Origin of the sequence: Erwinia psidii (genome assembly GCF_003846135.1) — a bacterium.
In the GTDB taxonomy this organism is placed as follows: Bacteria; Pseudomonadota; Gammaproteobacteria; order Enterobacterales; family Enterobacteriaceae; genus Erwinia; species Erwinia psidii.
Window position 1 is genome coordinate 145,685 of sequence record NZ_RHHM01000009.1, and the last position, 18,986, is coordinate 164,670.

Here is an 18,986-nt window from a genome sequence, read left to right on the forward strand (position 1 = left end):
TGCCCTGTGGACTGCACCCCGCGAGTGGTGTCTCCAATGCTGTGAGAAAGGGAGTGTTTTTCGCGCGCTGGTTCGGAATGTTGACGCAAAATGAGCAAGTAATAACCGATTTATCTGCCAGAACAATCTGGCTCAAAGCTGCTATGGGCCTGATGGCATTTGTATCCGGCACTGCTTCCCGGAGATAATTGATTAAGCATCAGGAAGGTCACTTCTGTTGAAACGCGACCTTGGTAAAAGGAATTTACCCAGTCTGAACATGGTGGTGACCCTGCATATAACAATCAATATGGCGGTCATGCAGCGCGGGGGATCACAGCTGGCGGGGATTTAACCGGCGCGGGGCATGATGCGCCGCGCGGTTATTGCTGTGAATACGGCTTACTGACTCGATGACTGGAGCAGTGTTTCTAACTGTTCCTGAGCATCCAGCCATGCCATCTCACACGCTTCCAACGCGGATTTCGCCTCGGCCTGCTGTTGCAGAGCTGTGGTGAGATCTGCCTTGCGGCTTTGATCGTAGATGGCGGTATCCGCCAGCTTTGCTTCGGCGGCGGTCAGCTGATTGTTCAGCTTCTCCATCTGCTTTTCCAGCGTCTCAATCTGTTTGCGCAAAGGTTGCGTTTGCGTTCGCAGTTCTGCCTCGCGGCGCTTTTGATCTTTTCTGGCCTGGGCGCTGTTCAGATTGTCCGCTTTGGGTTCGGCACTGGCGATCTCCTGCTTTTGTAACTCACCCAGCCAGTGCTGATAATCTTCCAGATCGCCATCAAACGCCTCTACCTTAGCGTCATGGACCAGATAGAGATCGTCTGTGGTGGAACGCAGCAGGTGGCGATCGTGCGATACCACCACCAGCGCGCCTTCAAAGTCGATCAGTGCTTCAGTTAACGCCTGACGCATATCGAGATCGAGATGGTTGGTCGGTTCATCAAGCAACAGCAGGTTGGGACGCTGCCAGACAATTAACGCCAGCACCAGGCGCGCTTTTTCTCCACCGGAGAAGCGCCCGGTGTTCTCGCTTACCTTGTCGCCCTGGAAGCCAAAGCCGCCCAGGTAGTCGCGTAACTGTTGCTCCGGCACTTTAGGGGCGAGCCGGACCAGATGTTGCAGCGGAGATTCATCTTCCCGTAAGAATTCCAGTTGATGCTGGGCGAAGTAACCAAGTCTGATACCCTTCGCCAGGCCGATATCGCCCTCCAGCGGAGCCAGTTCACCGGCCAGCAGTTTAATCAGTGTCGATTTACCCGCGCCGTTGCGGCCAAGCAGGCCGATGCGTGAACCGGGCACCAGGTTAAGCTTGATCGAGTTCAGGATGACGCGCTCACCATAGCCAGCGCTGACCTTTTCCATATTCAGCAACGGATTAGGGAGATTTTCTGGTGCGCGGAAGCTAAAAGTAAAGGGATTATCAACATGTGCAGGGGCAATCAGCTCCATGCGCTCCAGCATTTTGATGCGGCTTTGCGCCTGCTTTGCTTTACTGGCTTTTGCCTTAAAGCGATCGATGAAACTTTGCAAATGGGCAACTTTTGCCTGCTGGTTTTCATACATTGACTGTTGTTGCGCCAGCCTGGTCGCCCGCTGGATTTCGAACGAACTGTAGTTGCCGGTGTATTCGAAGATGGACTGCTGCTCAATATGCAGAATCTTATCCACAATCGGATCGAGGAAGTCGCGGTCATGGGAGATCAGGATCAGCGTGCCCTGATAGCTTTTCAGCCAGCGTTCCAGCCAGATTACCGCGTCAAGATCGAGATGGTTTGTTGGTTCATCCAGCAGGAGCAAATCTGAGCGGCAAATCAGCGCCTGTGCAAGATTGAGGCGCATCCGCCAGCCGCCGGAAAAATCGCTTACCGGGCGTTGTAACTGCTCCTGCGAAAAGCCTAATCCGTTAAGCAAGGTGGCGGCGCGAGACGGTATGGTCCATGCCTGAATGGCATCAAGTTTGCCATGCAGCGTGGCGATGGCATGACCGTCATCGATTTTATTGGCGTGGGCCAGAGCGGTTTCCAGCTGACGGAACTCTCGATCACCATCAATTACATAGTCAATGGCCGGAGTGGAGAGTGCCGGCGTTTCCTGATTAACCCAGGCCAGCGACCAGTTGCCGGGATAGTTCATGCTGCCGCCGTCGGCGCTTATCTCATGCTTAAGTAGCGACAGCAGTGTCGATTTGCCACAGCCATTTTTCCCCACCAGTCCGACTTTTTGTCCTGGATTTATGGTGGCGCTGGCATTATCCAGCAGTACGCGGACACCGCGCCGTATTTGTAACGAAGAGAAGACAATCATAAGCGCCGTAATGTCAGAATATGTTAAATTAAATCATCATGATTGCTTGCGGAATTCACAAGTCCGTTGTGTCGGGCATGGTAGCGGAATTTCCCCGCGATGACGACGATTTGGAGAGGAATGATGTCGCAGCCACCCAAAGTTTTGCTGCTTTACGCACATCCTGAGTCGCAGGACTCGGTTGCTAATCGGGTTTTGCTGCAACCGGCAAAGGAACTGCCAAATGTGACCGTGCACGATCTCTATGCGCACTACCCTGATTTTTTTATTGATATCCATTGTGAGCAGCAGCTGTTACGTGAACACGACGTCATTGTTTTTCAGCATCCACTATACACCTACAGCTGTCCCGCATTGCTGAAAGAGTGGCTGGATCGCGTGCTGGCGCGGGGATTTGCCAGTGGTCCAAATGGCAACGTGCTGGAAGGGAAGTTCTGGCGAAGTGTGATCACCACCGGGGAGCCGGAAGCCGCCTACCATCAGGATGGTCTTAACCGATATCCCATGTCTGACATTATGCGTCCCTTCGAACTTACCGCCCAACTCTGCCGGATGCACTGGCTGACGCCGATGGTCATTTATCTGGCACGACGGCAGCCGCCGGAGGCGATGAAAAACTTTGCGCGGGCTTACGGTGACTGGCTGGCGTCTCCGCAACTGCCCGGAGGGCTTTAAATGGAAGGACAAACATTACTGACGGCAGGGGTGGTTTATCTTTTTGCTGCGGTGATCGCGGTGCCGCTGGCGGCACGGCTGGGGATCGGTGCCGTGCTGGGATACCTGCTGGCCGGTATCGCCATTGGACCGTGGGGGCTGGGCTTTATCAGTGACGTTGAAGAGATCCTGCATTTCTCTGAGCTGGGCGTGGTATTCCTGATGTTTATCATTGGGCTGGAACTGAACCCGTCCAAACTTTGGCAGCTGCGGCGCTCTATTTTTGGCGTTGGCGCCGCGCAGGTGCTTTTCAGCGCGGCGATTCTGGGTGGCCTGCTCTGGTTGACGGATTTTTCGTGGCAGGCGGCGATGATCGGTGGCCTTGGCCTGGCGATGTCCTCTACTGCACTGGCGCTTCAGCTGATGAGTGATAAAGGGATGAAGCGCAATGAGTCCGGGCAGCTTGGCTTTTCGGTATTACTGTTCCAGGATCTGGCGGTTATCCCGGCGCTGGCGCTGGTGCCCCTGCTGGCCGGAGGCGACAGCGGCCATACTGACTGGATGAAAGTTGGTATTAAGGTGCTGGCTTTTGCGGGCATGCTGGTGGGGGGGCGCTTCTTACTGCGGCCTATCTTCCGCTTTATCGCCGCTTCCGGGGTGCGTGAAGTCTTTACCGCCGCCACGTTGCTGTTGGTATTAGGGGCAGCGTTGTTTATGGATGCTCTGGGGCTGTCAATGGCGCTTGGCACTTTTATCGCGGGTATCCTGTTGGCAGAGAGCGAGTACCGTCACGAACTGGAAGTGGCCATCGATCCCTTTAAAGGCCTGCTGCTTGGCCTGTTCTTTATCTCCGTTGGCATGGCGCTGAATCTCGGTGTGCTTTACACCCATCTCGTTGCCATTGTGGTCGGCGTTATCGTGCTGGTGGCGATCAAAGCGAGCGTGCTTTACCTGCTTTCCCGCGTTTTTGGCTTGCGTAGCTCTGAGCGACTCCAGTTTTCGGCGGTGTTAAGTCAGGGCGGCGAGTTCGCCTTTGTGCTTTTCTCTGCGGCGTCATCGGCAAAACTGTTTAAAGGCGATCAGATGCCTTTGCTGTTGGTGACGGTAACGCTGTCAATGATGACGACGCCAGTCCTGATGCAGGTTGTCGACAGTATTCTGGCCAGGCGTTTCAACGAGGACGATTCCCAGGACGAAAAGCCGTTTGTTGAAGATGACAAGCCTGAGGTTATTGTGGTTGGCTTTGGCCGTTTCGGTCAGGTAGTGGCACGTCTGCTGATGGCTAATGAGAAGCGCATAACGGTGCTGGAACGGGATATCAGTTCGGTCAGCCTGATGCGTAAATATGGCTATCAGGTATACTACGGCGATGCCACCGAACTGGAACTGCTCCGTGCTGCCGGAGCGGAAACGGCACGGTCGATCGTCATTACCTGCAATGGCCCGGAAGATGCGATGGAAATTGTTCATCTTTGCCAGCAACATTTTCCACATCTGCAAATCCTTGCCCGTGCGCGAGGTCGTGTGGAAGCGCATGAGCTGATTCAGGCCGGGGTGATACAGTTCTCGCGTGAAACCTTTTCAAGCGCCCTGGAGCTGGGCCGCAAAACGCTGATGACGCTTGGTATGCATCCCCATCAGGCTTTTCGCGCACAGCAGCATTTCCGCCGCCTGGATATGCGTATGCTGCGTGAGCTGATGCCCAACCATGCAGACAGTCAGCAGATTTCACGGGTAAAAGAAGCCCGACGTGAACTGGAAGATATTTTTCAGGCAGAGATGCGCCATGAGAAGCGCCAGTTTGGTGGGTGGGATGAGTCTGAGTAGGAGCGGAAATGCGTAAACGATTCATTGCCGGTGCAACCTGTCCGGCGTGCCAGGCAAAAGATACGCTGGCGTTATGGAAAGAGAATAATATTGAAGTGGTTGAATGCGTTACCTGTGGACATCAGATGCGGGAAGCGGATAAACATGTGCGGGATAACGTTCGGGACAGTGAACAGGTGATTGGTATTTTTCATCCTGAGTAGCGCAATCGCCCGACTTTTTTTAAGCTTTACCGTACAGCGGCGTTGAAATTTATTACAATCGACGCAATTAAGAGCCCTTCAGGTTGGCCATCTGGCCAACGCATAAGCGTTCAAGCTCTCAACGGTTAGGAGTAATCATGAAAGTAGCAAAAGACCTGGTCGTCAGCCTGGCTTATCAGGTACGTACAGAGGATGGTGTGTTGGTTGATGAGTCTACGGTAAGTGCGCCGCTGGACTATCTGCACGGTCATGGTTCCCTGATTGCTGGTCTTGAAAAAGCCCTGGAAAATCATGAAGCCGGTGACAAATTTGAAGTAAACATCGCGGCTGACGATGCGTATGGCCAATATGACGATAATCTGGTGCAACGTGTACCAAAAGACGTTTTCATGGGCGTTGATGAATTGCAGGTGGGGATGCGTTTCCTGGCGGAAACCGATCAGGGCCAGGTCCCGGTTGAGATCACTGAAGTGGAAGATGATCATGTGGTGGTTGATGGTAATCACATGTTGGCGGGTCAGAACCTGAGTTTTAATGTTGAAGTGATGGCGATCCGTGAAGCGACGCCTGAAGAACTGGCTCACGGCCACGTTCACGGCGAGCACGATCATCATCATGACCATGACCATGACCATGACCATGACCACGGTCAGGGTGGTTGCGGCACCGGCGGCTGTGGCTGCAATCACTAACTTCCCGCGTTGTGCTGGTTCATCAGGCTGCCTTCTGGTGGCCTTTTTTGGCCTCTCTGTTGCGCCAGTGAAAGCACCACAAACCACAGAGTTTCAGATTAATGCCATGGATATTGCTAACGCCGTCATTCTGTTTAATCAGTAGTGCGGCGGCGGCGTCTCTTCGGACTGCGAAGCGATCATTGAAGGGGCGACTGATTGCAGTTTATCCGTCAGCAGACGCATCTGCTCACGCAGGCGTGCCATTTCCAGTTCATGGTGAATGACTGTCTGGTTAAGCGCTTCGATGGTGTGCTCCTGAAACGCCAGGCGGCTTTCCAGCATTTCCATCCGCTGTTCTAAAGCGTGCTGCATATTATTTCCTCTTATGGCCGCCGGAGCGACTATTTTCGTCAACGCTTTTTGATTCTAACGGGAAAGTTGGGGATGAAACAGGCCTGTTGACCTTAATTCAGGTCCGCACTTGAAAAACGAGTTCTGCGCCTGCATTTCAGTGATGAACTTTCGTGCGGGCAGGCGGTCCTAGGTTACCTGACTTTCATTGAGAAATTGTGCAGTTTTCTCATGCAGTTTTACCGCTATACTACTGGCCCCGTCTGTAATGATTTCCGAGGTGAGAGGCTTCGGTTTTGGAGAAATGGATGAAATCAATATTTAAAGTCACACTGCTAGCCACCACCATGGCCGTTGCAATGAACGCTCCGCAGGTTTTCGCTGCCGAGACGGCACCAGCAGCTTCCGCACCAACCGAGCAGGCGCCTAAGCCCGCACCCAAAAATGCTGCGTTTAAAACAGATGATCAACAGTCCGCTTATGCACTCGGCGCGTCTCTTGGCCGCTATATGGAAAATTCTCTGAAAGAACAGGAAAAACTGGGTATTACGCTGGACAAGCAGCAGCTGATTTCTGGTGTTCAGGATGCGTTTGCTGGTAAGAGCAAACTTTCCGATCAGGAAATTGAGCAGACATTGCAGGCATTCGAAAGCCGCGTGAAAGGCGCTGCTCAGGCGAAGATGGAAAAAGACGCTAAAGAGAACACTGAAAAAGGTGACGCTTTCGCAACCAAATTTGCTAAAGAAAAAGGCGTGAAAAAAACCGAATCCGGCCTGCTTTATCAGGTTCAAAAAGAGGGAACCGGCAAGGCACCGACTGACAGCGACACTGTTGTTGTCAATTACAAAGGTACCCTGATCGACGGCACCGAGTTTGATAACTCATACACCCGTGGTGAACCACTTTCCTTCCGTCTTGACGGCGTGATCCCTGGCTGGACCGAAGGTCTGAAGCACGTGAAGAAAGGTGGTAAAATCAAGCTGGTTATTCCACCGCAGCTTGCTTATGGTAAGAACGGCGTTCCGGGTATCCCGGCTAATTCCACGTTGGTGTTTGATGTTGAACTGCTTGATATCAAACCAGCAGCAAAAGCTGATGCTAACGCAGAAAAACCTGCTGAAGCTCCAGCCGCCGCTCAGACCAAGTAAAATGTTCACCGCCACCTCACTGTGGCGGTGCTATTTCCCCTTCTGCCTGATTGTCGTTGTCAGTACCATTTACTGATAAAGGTCAGGACAGGCGTTCGCGATATTTGCTAGACTGCCTTCCGCGCATTTTCTTCTGAATACATCTTTCCTGGCACTGTGCGTCAGGTTCTGCTCAAGGGTGGTTTCTTAATGTCTGGTGCAATATTTACCGGTGATGTGACCGATCTGGAATTACTGGAGCAGCGCCCTTTCGGGCAGACTGACTTTGATATCCTGAGGTCGTATGAAGCGGTAGTGGATGGCCTTGCGATGCTGATTGGCTCCCATTGTGAAATCGTTCTTCACTCGCTGGAAGATTTAAAACGTTCTGCTGTCCGTATTGCCAATGGCGAACACACGGGACGAAAAATAGGGTCCCCAATTACCGATCTTGCACTACGTATGCTACATGAGATGAGGGGGGCAGACAGCAATGTCTCCAAAGCCTACTTCACCCGGGCAAAAAGTGGTGTGCTGATGAAATCGGTAACTATCGCTATTCGTAATGGCGATCAGCGAGTCATCGGTTTGTTATGCATTAACATGAATCTTGATGTGCCTTTCTCACAAATCATGGCGTCTTTCATGCCGCCGGAAACGCAGGAAGTCGCCTCATCGGTTAACTTTGCCTCGTCGGTTGACGATCTGGTGATGCAGACACTGGAATTCACCATTGAGGAAGTGAGTGGCGATCGGAATGTCTCGAATAATGCCAAGAATCGCCAGATCGTACTCAATCTGTATGAGAAAGGGATCTTTGATATTAAAGATGCCATCAATCAGGTGGCCGACCGCCTCAACATCTCCAAACATACCGTTTACCTTTATATCCGCCAGTTCAAAAGTGGGGATTTTCAGGGGCAGGATCGCTGATGCGCTTTACCCTGCTGGTTACCGGACCTGCTTATGGCACCCAACAGGCCAGCAGCGCCTGGCTGTTCGCACAGGCGCTGTTGGCTCAGGGCCATACGCTGGAAAGCGTGTTTTTTTATCGTGAAGGTGTGCTGAATGCCAGCGTGTTGACTTCACCTGCTAACGATGAATTTAATCTGACCCAGGGCTGGCAGCAGCTGAACCAGCAACGCGGGGTCACGCTAAATATCTGTGTGTCAGCAGCGCTACGCCGCGGGGTGACCAATGAACAGGAAGCCAAAAATCTCGGCCTTGTGGGTGCCAACCTCGCGCCCGGTTTCCAGCTTTCAGGGCTTGGGGCATTGGCGGAGGCTGCTTTAACCTGCGACCGTCTGGTGCAGTTCTGATGAACCGTATTGCTGTTGTGTTTACTCAGTCACCTCATGGTACCAGCGCGGGCAGGGAAGGACTGGATGCCGTGCTGGCAATCTCTGCTCTCAGTGAAAATATTGCGCTATTTTTTATCAGCGATGGCGTGCTGCAACTTCGTCCCAATCAGCAGCCTGAGAAGGTGCTGGCACGACATTACGCCGCCGCTTTTGGTCTACTTCCTCTGTATGATATTGAGGATTTGTACATCTGTTCAGCTTCTTTGCTGGAACGCGGACTGCCGTCAGAAGGGGAGAGTGTGCTGCCGGTAAAGGTGCTTTCCCAAACAGAATTGCGCACAATGCTGGACAGTTTTGACCGAATTATCACTTTCTGAGGCAGGTATGTTGCATCTTCTGATTCATTCTCCTTTTAAATGCGACTTCAATGCGCTGCTGCGTATGCTTGCCGGGGGCGACGATGTGTTACTGCTGCAGGACGGCGTGTTAGCTGCGCTAGTAGAGTCTCATTCACTTAATTGCTTGCTTGAAAAGGATATTTCCCTTCATGTGCTGCGGGAGGATGTTGTGGCACGCGGGCTTTCTGCTCAAATTTCACCCAAAGCAGGGATGGTAAGCTATACTGATTTCGTTGCGCTGACGGTAAAACATCCGAAACAAATGACCTGGTAACAAGACGATATCCTGGTTATTTCTTGACACCTTTTCTGCTCAGCCCTAAAATTCTGCGTCCTCGTTATACCACGAGGCGATTTATCACGTGTTTACGAAGCAAAAGCAAATCCCAGGAGCTATTTAATGGCAACAGTTAACCAGCTGGTTCGCAAACCACGCGCACGCAAAGTTGCAAAGAGCAACGTGCCAGCGCTGGAAGCCTGCCCGCAGAAACGTGGTGTATGTACTCGTGTATATACTACCACTCCTAAAAAACCGAACTCAGCACTGCGTAAAGTCTGCCGTGTTCGTTTAACCAACGGTTTTGAAGTTACCTCCTACATCGGTGGTGAAGGTCATAACCTGCAGGAACACTCCGTGATCCTGATCCGTGGCGGTCGTGTTAAAGACTTGCCAGGTGTGCGTTACCACACCGTTCGTGGCGCGCTGGACTGCTCAGGTGTTAAAGACCGTAAGCAGTCACGCTCCAAGTACGGCGTGAAGAAGCCAAAGGCTTAATGGTTCTCCGTTAAGTAAGGCCAAACGTTTTATCTTAAATGTCATAATAAACTCGTAGAGTTTTGGACAATCCTGAATTAACAACGGAGTATTTCCATGCCACGTCGTCGCGTAATTGGCCAGCGTAAAATTCTGCCAGATCCTAAGTTCGGATCAGAATTGCTGGCTAAATTTGTAAATATCCTGATGGTAGACGGTAAAAAATCTACTGCTGAATCAATCGTCTATACCGCACTTGAGACCCTGGCTCAGCGTGCCGGTAAGAACGAACTGGAAGCATTTGAAGTAGCCCTGGACAATGTCCGCCCAACCGTGGAAGTAAAATCCCGCCGCGTTGGTGGTTCTACTTATCAGGTACCAGTTGAAGTCCGTCCGGTTCGTCGTAATGCGCTGGCAATGCGTTGGATCGTTGAAGCTGCTCGTAAACGCGGTGATAAATCAATGGCTTTGCGCCTGGCGAACGAACTTTCTGATGCGGCAGACAACAAAGGTACTGCCGTGAAGAAACGTGAAGACGTTCACCGTATGGCCGAAGCCAACAAGGCGTTCGCTCACTACCGCTGGTAACAGCTTTGTAGTTGTTATTAACCCGGCGGGCGTTCAGTTAACCCCGCCGGGCTTTAACTTGGAACGTCCGAGAATCAGAGGAATCAAATGGCTCGCACAACACCCATTGCACGCTATCGTAATATCGGTATCAGTGCCCACATCGACGCCGGTAAGACCACAACGACCGAACGTATTCTGTTCTATACCGGTGTAAACCATAAAATCGGTGAAGTTCATGACGGCGCTGCCACCATGGACTGGATGGCGCAGGAGCAGGAACGTGGTATTACCATCACCTCCGCCGCAACGACCGCTTTCTGGTCTGGTATGGCCAAGCAGTTCGAGCCACACCGCGTAAACATCATCGACACCCCCGGACACGTTGACTTCACCATCGAAGTAGAACGTTCCATGCGTGTTCTCGACGGCGCAGTAATGGTTTACTGTGCGGTTGGTGGTGTTCAGCCACAGTCTGAAACCGTATGGCGTCAGGCTAACAAATATAAAGTTCCGCGTATCGCGTTCGTTAACAAAATGGACCGCATGGGTGCGAACTTCCTGAAAGTGGTTAGCCAGATTAAATCCCGTCTGGGTGCTAACCCTGTTCCATTGCAGCTGGCAATTGGTGCAGAAGAGAAATTCACCGGTGTTGTTGACCTGGTGAAAATGAAAGCAATCAACTGGAACGACGCCGATCAGGGCGTAACCTTCGAGTACGAAGATATTCCAGCTGATATGCAGGAACTGGCTGAAGAGTGGCACCAGAACCTGATTGAATCCGCAGCTGAAGCTTCTGAAGAGCTGATGGAGAAATATCTGGGTGGTGAAGAACTGACTGAAGAAGAGATCAAAAATGCTCTGCGTCAGCGTGTTCTGAACAACGAAATCATTCTGGTTACCTGTGGTTCTGCCTTTAAGAACAAAGGTGTTCAGGCGATGTTGGATGCTGTGGTTGAGTATCTGCCAGCACCAACTGACGTTCCTGCGATCAATGGTATCCTGGACGATGGTAAAGAGACCCCGGCTGAGCGTCACGCGACTGATGATGAGCCATTCTCTGCACTGGCGTTTAAAATCGCGACCGACCCGTTTGTGGGTAACCTGACGTTCTTCCGCGTTTACTCCGGTGTTGTTAATTCCGGTGATACCGTGCTGAACTCTGTGAAAGCGGCACGTGAGCGTTTTGGTCGTATCGTACAGATGCATGCGAACAAACGTGAAGAGATCAAAGAAGTTCGTGCAGGGGATATCGCTGCCGCTATCGGTTTGAAAGATGTTACCACCGGTGACACTTTGTGTGATCCAGACTCTCCTATCATTCTGGAGCGTATGGAATTCCCTGAGCCGGTAATCTCCATCGCCGTGGAGCCAAAAACCAAAGCTGACCAGGAAAAAATGGGTCTTGCTCTGGGCCGTCTGGCGAAAGAAGACCCGTCTTTCCGCGTATGGACTGACGAAGAATCAAACCAGACTATTATTGCCGGAATGGGTGAGCTGCACCTCGACATCATCGTTGACCGTATGAAACGTGAGTTTAACGTTGAAGCGAACGTCGGTAAACCTCAGGTTGCCTACCGTGAAGCGATTCGCGCGAAAGTGACCGATATCGAAGGTAAACACGCCAAGCAGTCTGGTGGTCGTGGTCAGTACGGTCATGTTGTTATCGATATGTACCCACTGGAGCCGGGCTCTAACCCGAAAGGTTACGAGTTCGTCAACGACATTAAAGGTGGTGTGATCCCTGGCGAATACATCCCGGCCGTTGACAAAGGTATTCAGGAGCAGCTTAAATCCGGTCCATTAGCGGGTTATCCGGTAGTGGATATGGGTATCCGTCTGCACTTTGGTTCATACCATGACGTTGACTCCTCTGAACTGGCGTTTAAACTTGCTGCTTCTATCGCCTTTAAACAAGGCTTTAAGCAAGCGAAACCAGTGCTGCTTGAGCCAATCATGAAGGTTGAAGTTGAAACGCCTGAAGAGAACACCGGTGACGTCATCGGGGACCTGAGCCGTCGTCGTGGTACACTGCGTGGTCAGGAATCAAACGTGACGGGTAATGTGATTCACGCTGAAGTTCCGCTGTCTGAAATGTTTGGATATGCAACTCAGCTGCGTTCTATCACTAAAGGTCGTGCGTCTTACTCCATGGAATTCCTGAAGTACGATGATGCGCCAAACAACGTTGCTCAGGCTGTTATCGAAGCCCGTAGTAAATAACCGGGTTAACTAATTGATCCCGTGCTCTCCTGTCCACAGGGGAGAGCACAGAAACTAAGGAATATCGCCGTGGCTAAAGAAAAATTTGAACGTTCCAAACCGCACGTCAACGTTGGTACTATCGGCCACGTTGACCACGGTAAAACTACCCTGACTGCTGCTATCACCACCGTTCTGGCTAAAACCTACGGCGGTTCTGCTCGTGCGTTCGATCAGATCGATAACGCACCGGAAGAAAAAGCGCGTGGTATCACCATCAATACCTCTCACGTTGAATATGACACTCCAACACGCCACTACGCGCACGTTGATTGCCCTGGCCACGCCGACTATGTGAAAAACATGATCACCGGTGCTGCCCAGATGGACGGCGCGATCCTGGTGGTTGCTGCGACTGACGGCCCAATGCCGCAGACCCGTGAGCACATCCTGCTGGGTCGTCAGGTAGGCGTTCCTTACATCATCGTGTTCCTGAACAAGTGTGACATGGTTGATGACGAAGAGCTGCTGGAACTGGTTGAGATGGAAGTACGTGACCTGCTGTCTCAGTACGAATTCCCGGGCGACGATACCCCAATCGTTCACGGTTCCGCGCTGAAAGCACTGGAAGGTGATGCAGAGTGGGAAGCTAAAATCATCGAGCTGGCTGGCCACCTGGACAACTACATCCCGGAACCAGAGCGTGCAATTGACAAGCCGTTCCTGCTGCCAATCGAAGACGTGTTCTCCATCTCCGGTCGTGGTACCGTTGTTACCGGTCGTGTTGAGCGTGGCATCGTGAAAGTCGGTGAAGAAGTTGAAATCGTTGGTATCAAGGATACCGTGAAATCAACCTGTACCGGCGTTGAAATGTTCCGCAAACTGCTGGACGAAGGCCGTGCCGGTGAGAACTGTGGTATCCTGCTGCGCGGTATCAAGCGTGAAGATATCCAGCGTGGTCAGGTTCTGGCCAAGCCAGGCACCATCAAGCCACACACCCAGTTCGAGTCAGAAGTTTATATTCTGTCCAAAGATGAAGGCGGTCGTCACACTCCGTTCTTCAAAGGCTACCGTCCTCAGTTCTACTTCCGTACCACTGACGTGACCGGTACCATCGAACTGCCAGAAGGCGTTGAGATGGTAATGCCAGGCGACAACATCAAAATGGTTGTTACCCTGATCCACCCAATCGCGATGGACGACGGTCTGCGTTTCGCCATCCGTGAAGGTGGCCGTACCGTTGGTGCAGGCGTTGTTGCTAAAGTTATCGCTTAATTGTCGATGATTTGACGTGGTGAGCTTTGCTTCACCACAGTAAAAAAAGAGCACTTCGGTGCTCTTTTTTTTGCCTCAATTTCAGGTAACCCCACGCGGTATACAATGACATAAAGGTGTTGCTTCCCTTTGCCTGTTGATAAAAAGATTGCAAGATTTGTATATGTGCGTATAATTCGCGGGCTTGTCAGAAATGACGGCCCGGTTCAATCTGAACCGCAGGTAAGCACAAGTAATTAGCTCACCTGACAATACTCCCAATTGGGGAGTTATGTGCAGACGATTACACTCCCCCATCAATCGTAATGGGTGTGGGTAGTAATTTTTTTCGTTTATAAATAATTGGAGCTCTGGTCTCATGCAGAACCAAAGAATCCGTATCCGTCTTAAAGCGTTTGATCATCGTCTGATCGATCAATCAACTGCGGAAATCGTTGAGACTGCCAAGCGCACTGGTGCGCAGGTTCGTGGTCCAATCCCGCTGCCGACCCGCAAAGAGCGCTTTACCGTTCTGATCTCCCCGCACGTCAACAAAGATGCGCGCGATCAGTATGAGATTCGCACTCACAAGCGTCTGGTTGACATCGTTGAGCCAACTGAAAAAACGGTTGATGCTCTGATGCGTCTGGATCTGGCTGCCGGTGTAGACGTGCAGATCAGCCTGGGTTAATCAGGTCATTGAGCGATTGAGAGGTTGAAACAATGATTGGTTTAGTCGGTAAAAAAGTGGGTATGACCCGTATCTTCACTGAAGATGGTGTTTCTATCCCAGTAACCGTGATTGAAATTGAAGCTAACCGCGTGACTCAGGTTAAGAGCCTGGAAAACGACGGCTACACTGCTATCCAGGTAACTGCCGGTGCTAAAAAAGCAAACCGCGTAACCAAGCCTGAAGCAGGCCATTTTGCTAAAGCTGGTGTTGAAGCCGGTCGTGGACTGTGGGAATTCCGTACTGCCGAAGGCGACGAATTCACCGTTGGTCAGAGCATTAACGTTGATATTTTTGCTGATGTGAAAAAGGTCGACGTTACTGGTACATCCAAAGGTAAAGGTTTTGCCGGTACTGTTAAGCGCTGGAACTTCCGTACTCAGGATGCTACCCACGGTAACTCCTTGTCTCACCGCGTTCCGGGTTCTATCGGTCAGAACCAGACTCCGGGCAAAGTGTTCAAAGGCAAGAAAATGGCAGGCCAGCTGGGTAATGAGCGCGTAACCGTTCAGAGCCTGGACGTAGTACGTGTTGACGCTGAGCGCAACCTGCTGCTGGTTAAAGGTGCAGTTCCCGGTGCTACCGGTAGCGACCTGATCGTTAAACCAGCTGTAAAGGCGTAAGGGGATAGCAATGGAATTAGTATTGAAAGACGCGCAAAGCGCGCTGACTGTTTCCGAAACTACCTTCGGTCGCGATTTCAACGAAGCGCTGGTACACCAGGTTGTTGTTGCTTACGCAGCAGGTGCTCGCCAGGGTACTCGTGCTCAGAAGACTCGTGCTGAAATTACTGGTTCCGGCAAAAAGCCGTGGCGTCAGAAAGGTACCGGCCGTGCGCGTTCAGGTTCTGTTAAGAGCCCGATCTGGCGTTCCGGTGGCGTGACCTTTGCTGCAAAGCCTCAGGACCACAGTCAAAAAGTAAACAAAAAGATGTACCGCGGCGCGCTGAAAAGCATCCTGTCCGAACTGGTACGTCAGGATCGTCTGATCGTTGTTGAGCAGTTCTCTCTGGAAGCGCCTAAAACCAAGTTGCTGGTAGAGAAACTGAAAGATATGGCGCTGGAAGACGTGCTGATCATCACTGGCGAACTGGAAGAGAATCTGTTCCTGGCCGCTCGTAACCTGTACAAGGTTGACGTCCGTGATGCAGCAGGTATCGACCCAGTTAGCCTGATCGCCTTCGACAAAGTCGTTATGACTGCTGACGCAGTTAAGCAAGTTGAGGAGATGCTGGCATGATCCGTGAAGAACGTCTGCTGAAAGTACTGCGCGCGCCGCACGTATCTGAAAAAGCGTCTGCTGCGATGGAAAAAACTAATACCATCGTTCTCAAAGTTGCTAAAGACGCGACCAAAGCAGAAATCAAAGCCGCTGTACAGAAGCTTTTCGAAGTGGAAGTAGAGGACGTAAACACCCTGGTTGTTAAAGGGAAAGTGAAGCGTCACGGACAGCGTATTGGTCGTCGTAACGACTGGAAAAAAGCTTACGTCACCCTGAAAGAAGGCCAGAATCTGGACTTCGTCGGCGGCGCTGAGTAAGTCGGAGGAGAAGAACAATGGCAGTTGTTAAATGTAAACCGACATCTCCGGGTCGTCGTCACGTAGTTAAAGTGGTGAACCCAGAGCTGCATAAGGGTAAACCTTTTGCCCCGCTGGTTGAGAAAAACAGCAAATCCGGTGGCCGTAACAACAATGGTCGCATCACTACCCGTCATATCGGTGGTGGTCATAAGCAGGCCTACCGTATTGTTGACTTCAAACGCAACAAAGATGGTATCCCGGCAACCGTTGAACGTCTTGAGTACGATCCGAACCGCTCTGCGAACATCGCACTGGTTCTGTACAAAGACGGTGAACGCCGCTACATCCTGGCTCCAAAGGGCCTGAAAGCAGGTGACCAGATTCAGTCTGGCGTTGATGCTGCGATCAAAGCAGGTAACACCCTGCCGATGCGTAACATTCCTGTGGGTTCCACCGTGCACAACGTAGAAATGAAACCAGGCAAAGGCGGTCAGATTGCCCGCTCAGCAGGTGCTTACGTTCAGATCGTTGCGCGTGAAGGTTCCTACGTTACCCTGCGTCTGCGCTCTGGTGAAATGCGTAAAGTCGAATCTGACTGCCGCGCGACCCTGGGTGAAGTCGGTAATGCTGAGCATATGCTTCGCGTTCTGGGTAAAGCTGGTGCTGCTCGTTGGCGTGGTATTCGTCCTACCGTTCGCGGTACTGCGATGAACCCAGTCGATCACCCACACGGTGGTGGTGAAGGTCGTAACTTTGGTAAGCACCCGGTAACACCGTGGGGCGTTCAGACCAAAGGTAAGAAGACCCGTAGCAACAAGCGTACTGATAAATTTATCGTACGTCGCCGTAGCAAATAATTTTAGAGGATAAGCCATGCCACGTTCTCTCAAGAAAGGTCCTTTTATTGACCTGCACTTGCTGAAGAAGGTAGAGAAAGCGGTGGAAAGCGGAGACAAGAAGCCTTTGCGCACCTGGTCCCGTCGTTCAACGATCTTCCCTAACATGATCGGTTTGACCATCGCTGTCCATAATGGTCGTCAGCACGTTCCTGTCTTTGTTTCCGACGAAATGGTCGGCCACAAACTGGGTGAATTTGCACCGACCCGTACTTATCGCGGCCATACTGCTGATAAGAAAGCCAAGAAACGCTAACAGGAGGAAGAGATGGAAACTTTAGCTCAACATCGCCACGCTCGTTCTTCTGCTCAGAAGGTTCGCCTGGTAGCAGATCTTGTACGCGGTAAGAAAGTGTCGCAGGCTCTGGATATTCTGACCTACACCAATAAGAAAGCGGCTGTACTGGTTAAGAAGGTTCTGGAATCTGCCATTGCTAACGCCGAACACAACGATGGCGCGGACATTGATGATCTGAAAGTGGCGAAAATTTTCGTCGACGAAGGCCCAAGCATGAAGCGCATTATGCCGCGTGCAAAAGGTCGTGCAGATCGCATCCTGAAGCGCACCAGCCACATTACTGTGGTTGTGTCCGATCGCTGAGACTCTGGAGACTAGCAATGGGTCAGAAAGTACATCCTAATGGTATTCGCCTGGGTATTGTTAAACCCTGGAACTCTACCTGGTTCGCCAATACCAAAGAATTCGCTGACAACCTGGACAGCGATTTTAAAGTTCGTCAGTTCCTGACTAAAGAACTGGCCAAAGCGTCCGTATCTCGTATCGTTATCGAGCGTCCGGCCAAGAGCATCCGTGTGACCATTCACACCGCTCGTCCTGGCATCGTTATCGGTAAGAAAGGCGAAGACGTAGAAAAACTGCGTAAGGTCGTAGCGGATATCGCTGGCGTTCCTGCACAGATTAATATCTCCGAAGTCCGTAAGCCGGAACTGGATGCAAAATTAGTTGCTGACAGCATCACTTCACAGCTGGAGCGTCGTGTGATGTTCCGTCGTGCGATGAAGCGTGCTGTGCAGAACGCAATGCGTCTGGGCGCTAAAGGAATCAAAGTTGAAGTTAGTGGCCGTCTGGGCGGTGCTGAAATCGCGCGTACCGAATGGTACCGTGAAGGCCGCGTGCCGTTGCACACCCTGCGTGCTGATATTGACTACAACACTTCTGAAGCGCACACCACTTATGGTGTAATCGGCGTTAAGGTATGGATCTTCAAAGGTGAGATCCTGGGTGGTATGGCTGCTGTTGAACAACCGGAACCGGCTGCTCAACCTAAAAAGCAGCAGCGTAAAGGCCGTAAGTAAGGAGAGTCGCTGATGTTACAACCAAAGCGTACAAAATTCCGTAAAATGCACAAAGGCCGCAACCGTGGTCTGGCGCAGGGTACGGATGTTAGCTTCGGTACTTTCGGTCTGAAAGCTGTTGGCCGTGGTCGTCTGACTGCACGTCAGATCGAAGCAGCACGTCGTGCTATGACCCGTGCAGTTAAGCGTCAAGGTAAAATCTGGATCCGTGTATTCCCGGACAAACCAATTACCGAGAAGCCGCTCGAAGTGCGTATGGGTAAAGGTAAAGGTAACGTGGAGTATTGGGTTGCCTTGATCCAGCCGGGTAAAGTCCTGTATGAAATGGACGGTGTCCCGGAAGAGCTGGCCCGTGAAGCATTCAAGCTGGCAGCAGCAAAACTGCCTATCAAAACCACCTTTGTTACTAAGACGGTGATGTAATGAAAGCAACTGAGCTGCGTGAAAAAAGCGTTGAAGAGCTGAACACTGAGCTGCTTAACCTGCTGCGTGAGCAGTTTAACCTGCGCATGCAGGCGGCATCCGGCCAGCTGCAACAGTCTCATCTGTTGAAGCAGGTTCGTCGTGATGTTGCACGCGTTAAGACTTTACTGACTGAGAAGGCGGGTGCGTAATGACCGATAAAATCCGTACTCTGCAAGGTCGTGTGACCAGTGACAAGATGCAAAAATCCATTGTTGTCGCTATCGAACGTTTCGTGAAACACCCAATCTACGGTAAGTTCATTAAGCGTACGACCAAACTGCACGTACATGACGAGAATAACGAATGTGGAATTGGCGACGTGGTTGAAATCCGCGAATGCCGTCCACTGTCCAAGACCAAATCCTGGACTCTGGTTCGCGTCGTAGAGAAAGCGATTCTGTAATAAGCGCTTTTCTCGATGAAAAACCCCTGCCTTGGCAGGGGTTTTTTTTTG

27 protein-coding genes are annotated in these 18,986 nt (G+C 51.5%); 25 read left to right on the top strand and 2 right to left on the bottom strand.

The window, feature by feature from the left end; genetic code table 11:
• Positions 1 to 381: 381 nt before the first annotated feature.
• The gene (locus EB241_RS12950) at positions 382 to 2,292 is read right to left on the bottom strand and encodes an ABC transporter ATP-binding protein (RefSeq protein ID WP_124233580.1); all 1,911 of its coding nucleotides are present in this window, start codon (positions 2,290 to 2,292) and stop codon (positions 382 to 384) included.
• Positions 2,293 to 2,415: 123 nt separating this feature from the next.
• On the opposite strand from EB241_RS12950, the gene kefG reads away from it, so the two are divergent.
• From kefG to EB241_RS20945, 5 genes are all read left to right on the top strand, one after another.
• A complete protein-coding gene (gene kefG / locus EB241_RS12955) occupies positions 2,416 to 2,967 on the top strand; it encodes a glutathione-regulated potassium-efflux system ancillary protein KefG (protein ID WP_124233625.1) in 552 nt (183 codons plus the stop codon).
• Entirely contained in the window at positions 2,968 to 4,773 is a 1,806-nt protein-coding gene (kefB, locus tag EB241_RS12960; protein ID WP_124233581.1) for a glutathione-regulated potassium-efflux system protein KefB, read from the top strand.
• An 8-nt stretch (positions 4,774 to 4,781) separates the two neighbouring features.
• The gene (locus EB241_RS12965) at positions 4,782 to 4,976 is read left to right on the top strand and encodes a YheV family putative zinc ribbon protein (protein WP_124233582.1); all 195 of its coding nucleotides are present in this window, start codon (positions 4,782 to 4,784) and stop codon (positions 4,974 to 4,976) included.
• Between the two features lie 137 nt (positions 4,977 to 5,113).
• Entirely contained in the window at positions 5,114 to 5,668 is a 555-nt protein-coding gene (slyD, locus tag EB241_RS12970; RefSeq protein ID WP_124233583.1) for a peptidylprolyl isomerase, read from the top strand.
• Positions 5,652 to 5,813 (top strand): hypothetical protein, encoded by a 162-nt coding sequence (locus EB241_RS20945; RefSeq protein ID WP_158612411.1) that lies wholly within the window; start codon positions 5,652 to 5,654, stop codon positions 5,811 to 5,813. Before slyD ends, EB241_RS20945 begins: the two co-directional genes overlap by 17 nt.
• Here the strand turns inward: EB241_RS20945 and EB241_RS12975 are convergent.
• A complete protein-coding gene (locus EB241_RS12975; RefSeq protein ID WP_124233584.1) occupies positions 5,807 to 6,022 on the bottom strand; it encodes a SlyX family protein in 216 nt (71 codons plus the stop codon). The genes EB241_RS20945 and EB241_RS12975 overlap by 7 nt on opposite strands.
• A gap of 287 nt (positions 6,023 to 6,309) precedes the next feature.
• On the opposite strand from EB241_RS12975, the gene fkpA reads away from it, so the two are divergent.
• The 20 genes from fkpA (at position 6,310) to rpsQ (ending at position 18,935) form a co-directional block, all read left to right on the top strand.
• A complete protein-coding gene (gene fkpA, locus EB241_RS12980) occupies positions 6,310 to 7,149 on the top strand; it encodes an FKBP-type peptidyl-prolyl cis-trans isomerase (protein WP_124233585.1) in 840 nt (279 codons plus the stop codon).
• A gap of 189 nt (positions 7,150 to 7,338) precedes the next feature.
• The gene (locus EB241_RS12985; RefSeq protein WP_124233586.1) at positions 7,339 to 8,061 is read left to right on the top strand and encodes a helix-turn-helix transcriptional regulator; all 723 of its coding nucleotides are present in this window, start codon (positions 7,339 to 7,341) and stop codon (positions 8,059 to 8,061) included.
• Positions 8,061 to 8,447 (top strand): sulfurtransferase complex subunit TusD, encoded by a 387-nt coding sequence (gene tusD, locus EB241_RS12990; RefSeq protein ID WP_124233587.1) that lies wholly within the window; start codon positions 8,061 to 8,063, stop codon positions 8,445 to 8,447. The genes EB241_RS12985 and tusD overlap by 1 nt, the downstream gene beginning before the upstream one ends.
• Entirely contained in the window at positions 8,447 to 8,806 is a 360-nt protein-coding gene (gene tusC / locus EB241_RS12995; protein ID WP_124233588.1) for a sulfurtransferase complex subunit TusC, read from the top strand. Before tusD ends, tusC begins: the two co-directional genes overlap by 1 nt.
• A gap of 7 nt (positions 8,807 to 8,813) precedes the next feature.
• Positions 8,814 to 9,101 carry a sulfurtransferase complex subunit TusB gene (gene tusB, locus EB241_RS13000; protein WP_124233626.1) on the top strand — a complete coding sequence of 96 codons (288 nt, stop codon included), beginning with the start codon at positions 8,814 to 8,816 and terminating at the stop codon, positions 9,099 to 9,101.
• 126 nt (positions 9,102 to 9,227) lie between these two features.
• Positions 9,228 to 9,602, top strand: a complete 375-nt coding sequence (rpsL, locus tag EB241_RS13005) for a 30S ribosomal protein S12 (RefSeq protein ID WP_013204141.1) — start codon at positions 9,228 to 9,230, stop codon at positions 9,600 to 9,602.
• Positions 9,603 to 9,698: 96 nt separating this feature from the next.
• Positions 9,699 to 10,169 carry a 30S ribosomal protein S7 gene (gene rpsG / locus EB241_RS13010; protein WP_124233589.1) on the top strand — a complete coding sequence of 157 codons (471 nt, stop codon included), beginning with the start codon at positions 9,699 to 9,701 and terminating at the stop codon, positions 10,167 to 10,169.
• Positions 10,170 to 10,256: 87 nt separating this feature from the next.
• Positions 10,257 to 12,371: an elongation factor G gene (gene fusA / locus EB241_RS13015; RefSeq protein ID WP_124233590.1), complete on the top strand. Its 2,115-nt coding sequence runs from the start codon at positions 10,257 to 10,259 to the stop codon at positions 12,369 to 12,371.
• Positions 12,372 to 12,440: 69 nt separating this feature from the next.
• Positions 12,441 to 13,625: an elongation factor Tu gene (tuf, locus tag EB241_RS13020; RefSeq protein WP_124233591.1), complete on the top strand. Its 1,185-nt coding sequence runs from the start codon at positions 12,441 to 12,443 to the stop codon at positions 13,623 to 13,625.
• 358 nt (positions 13,626 to 13,983) lie between these two features.
• Positions 13,984 to 14,295 carry a 30S ribosomal protein S10 gene (gene rpsJ / locus EB241_RS13025; protein WP_001181005.1) on the top strand — a complete coding sequence of 104 codons (312 nt, stop codon included), beginning with the start codon at positions 13,984 to 13,986 and terminating at the stop codon, positions 14,293 to 14,295.
• 32 nt (positions 14,296 to 14,327) lie between these two features.
• Positions 14,328 to 14,957: a 50S ribosomal protein L3 gene (gene rplC, locus EB241_RS13030; protein WP_124233592.1), complete on the top strand. Its 630-nt coding sequence runs from the start codon at positions 14,328 to 14,330 to the stop codon at positions 14,955 to 14,957.
• Between the two features lie 10 nt (positions 14,958 to 14,967).
• A complete protein-coding gene (gene rplD / locus EB241_RS13035; RefSeq protein ID WP_124233593.1) occupies positions 14,968 to 15,573 on the top strand; it encodes a 50S ribosomal protein L4 in 606 nt (201 codons plus the stop codon).
• Positions 15,570 to 15,872 carry a 50S ribosomal protein L23 gene (gene rplW, locus EB241_RS13040; protein WP_034917494.1) on the top strand — a complete coding sequence of 101 codons (303 nt, stop codon included), beginning with the start codon at positions 15,570 to 15,572 and terminating at the stop codon, positions 15,870 to 15,872. The genes rplD and rplW overlap by 4 nt, the downstream gene beginning before the upstream one ends.
• 17 nt (positions 15,873 to 15,889) lie before the next feature.
• On the top strand, positions 15,890 to 16,711 hold the full coding sequence (rplB, locus tag EB241_RS13045; protein WP_124233594.1) for a 50S ribosomal protein L2: 822 nt from the start codon (positions 15,890 to 15,892) through the stop codon (positions 16,709 to 16,711).
• Between the two features lie 16 nt (positions 16,712 to 16,727).
• Positions 16,728 to 17,006, top strand: a complete 279-nt coding sequence (gene rpsS / locus EB241_RS13050) for a 30S ribosomal protein S19 (RefSeq protein ID WP_013204132.1) — start codon at positions 16,728 to 16,730, stop codon at positions 17,004 to 17,006.
• Positions 17,007 to 17,018: 12 nt separating this feature from the next.
• The gene (gene rplV / locus EB241_RS13055) at positions 17,019 to 17,351 is read left to right on the top strand and encodes a 50S ribosomal protein L22 (RefSeq protein WP_124233595.1); all 333 of its coding nucleotides are present in this window, start codon (positions 17,019 to 17,021) and stop codon (positions 17,349 to 17,351) included.
• A gap of 17 nt (positions 17,352 to 17,368) precedes the next feature.
• Positions 17,369 to 18,067: a 30S ribosomal protein S3 gene (rpsC, locus tag EB241_RS13060; protein WP_124233596.1), complete on the top strand. Its 699-nt coding sequence runs from the start codon at positions 17,369 to 17,371 to the stop codon at positions 18,065 to 18,067.
• A 12-nt stretch (positions 18,068 to 18,079) separates the two neighbouring features.
• Positions 18,080 to 18,490: a 50S ribosomal protein L16 gene (rplP, locus tag EB241_RS13065; protein WP_004956184.1), complete on the top strand. Its 411-nt coding sequence runs from the start codon at positions 18,080 to 18,082 to the stop codon at positions 18,488 to 18,490.
• On the top strand, positions 18,490 to 18,681 hold the full coding sequence (gene rpmC / locus EB241_RS13070; RefSeq protein ID WP_013204129.1) for a 50S ribosomal protein L29: 192 nt from the start codon (positions 18,490 to 18,492) through the stop codon (positions 18,679 to 18,681). Before rplP ends, rpmC begins: the two co-directional genes overlap by 1 nt.
• Positions 18,681 to 18,935, top strand: a complete 255-nt coding sequence (rpsQ, locus tag EB241_RS13075; protein ID WP_124233597.1) for a 30S ribosomal protein S17 — start codon at positions 18,681 to 18,683, stop codon at positions 18,933 to 18,935. Before rpmC ends, rpsQ begins: the two co-directional genes overlap by 1 nt.
• Positions 18,936 to 18,986 lie beyond the last annotated feature (51 nt).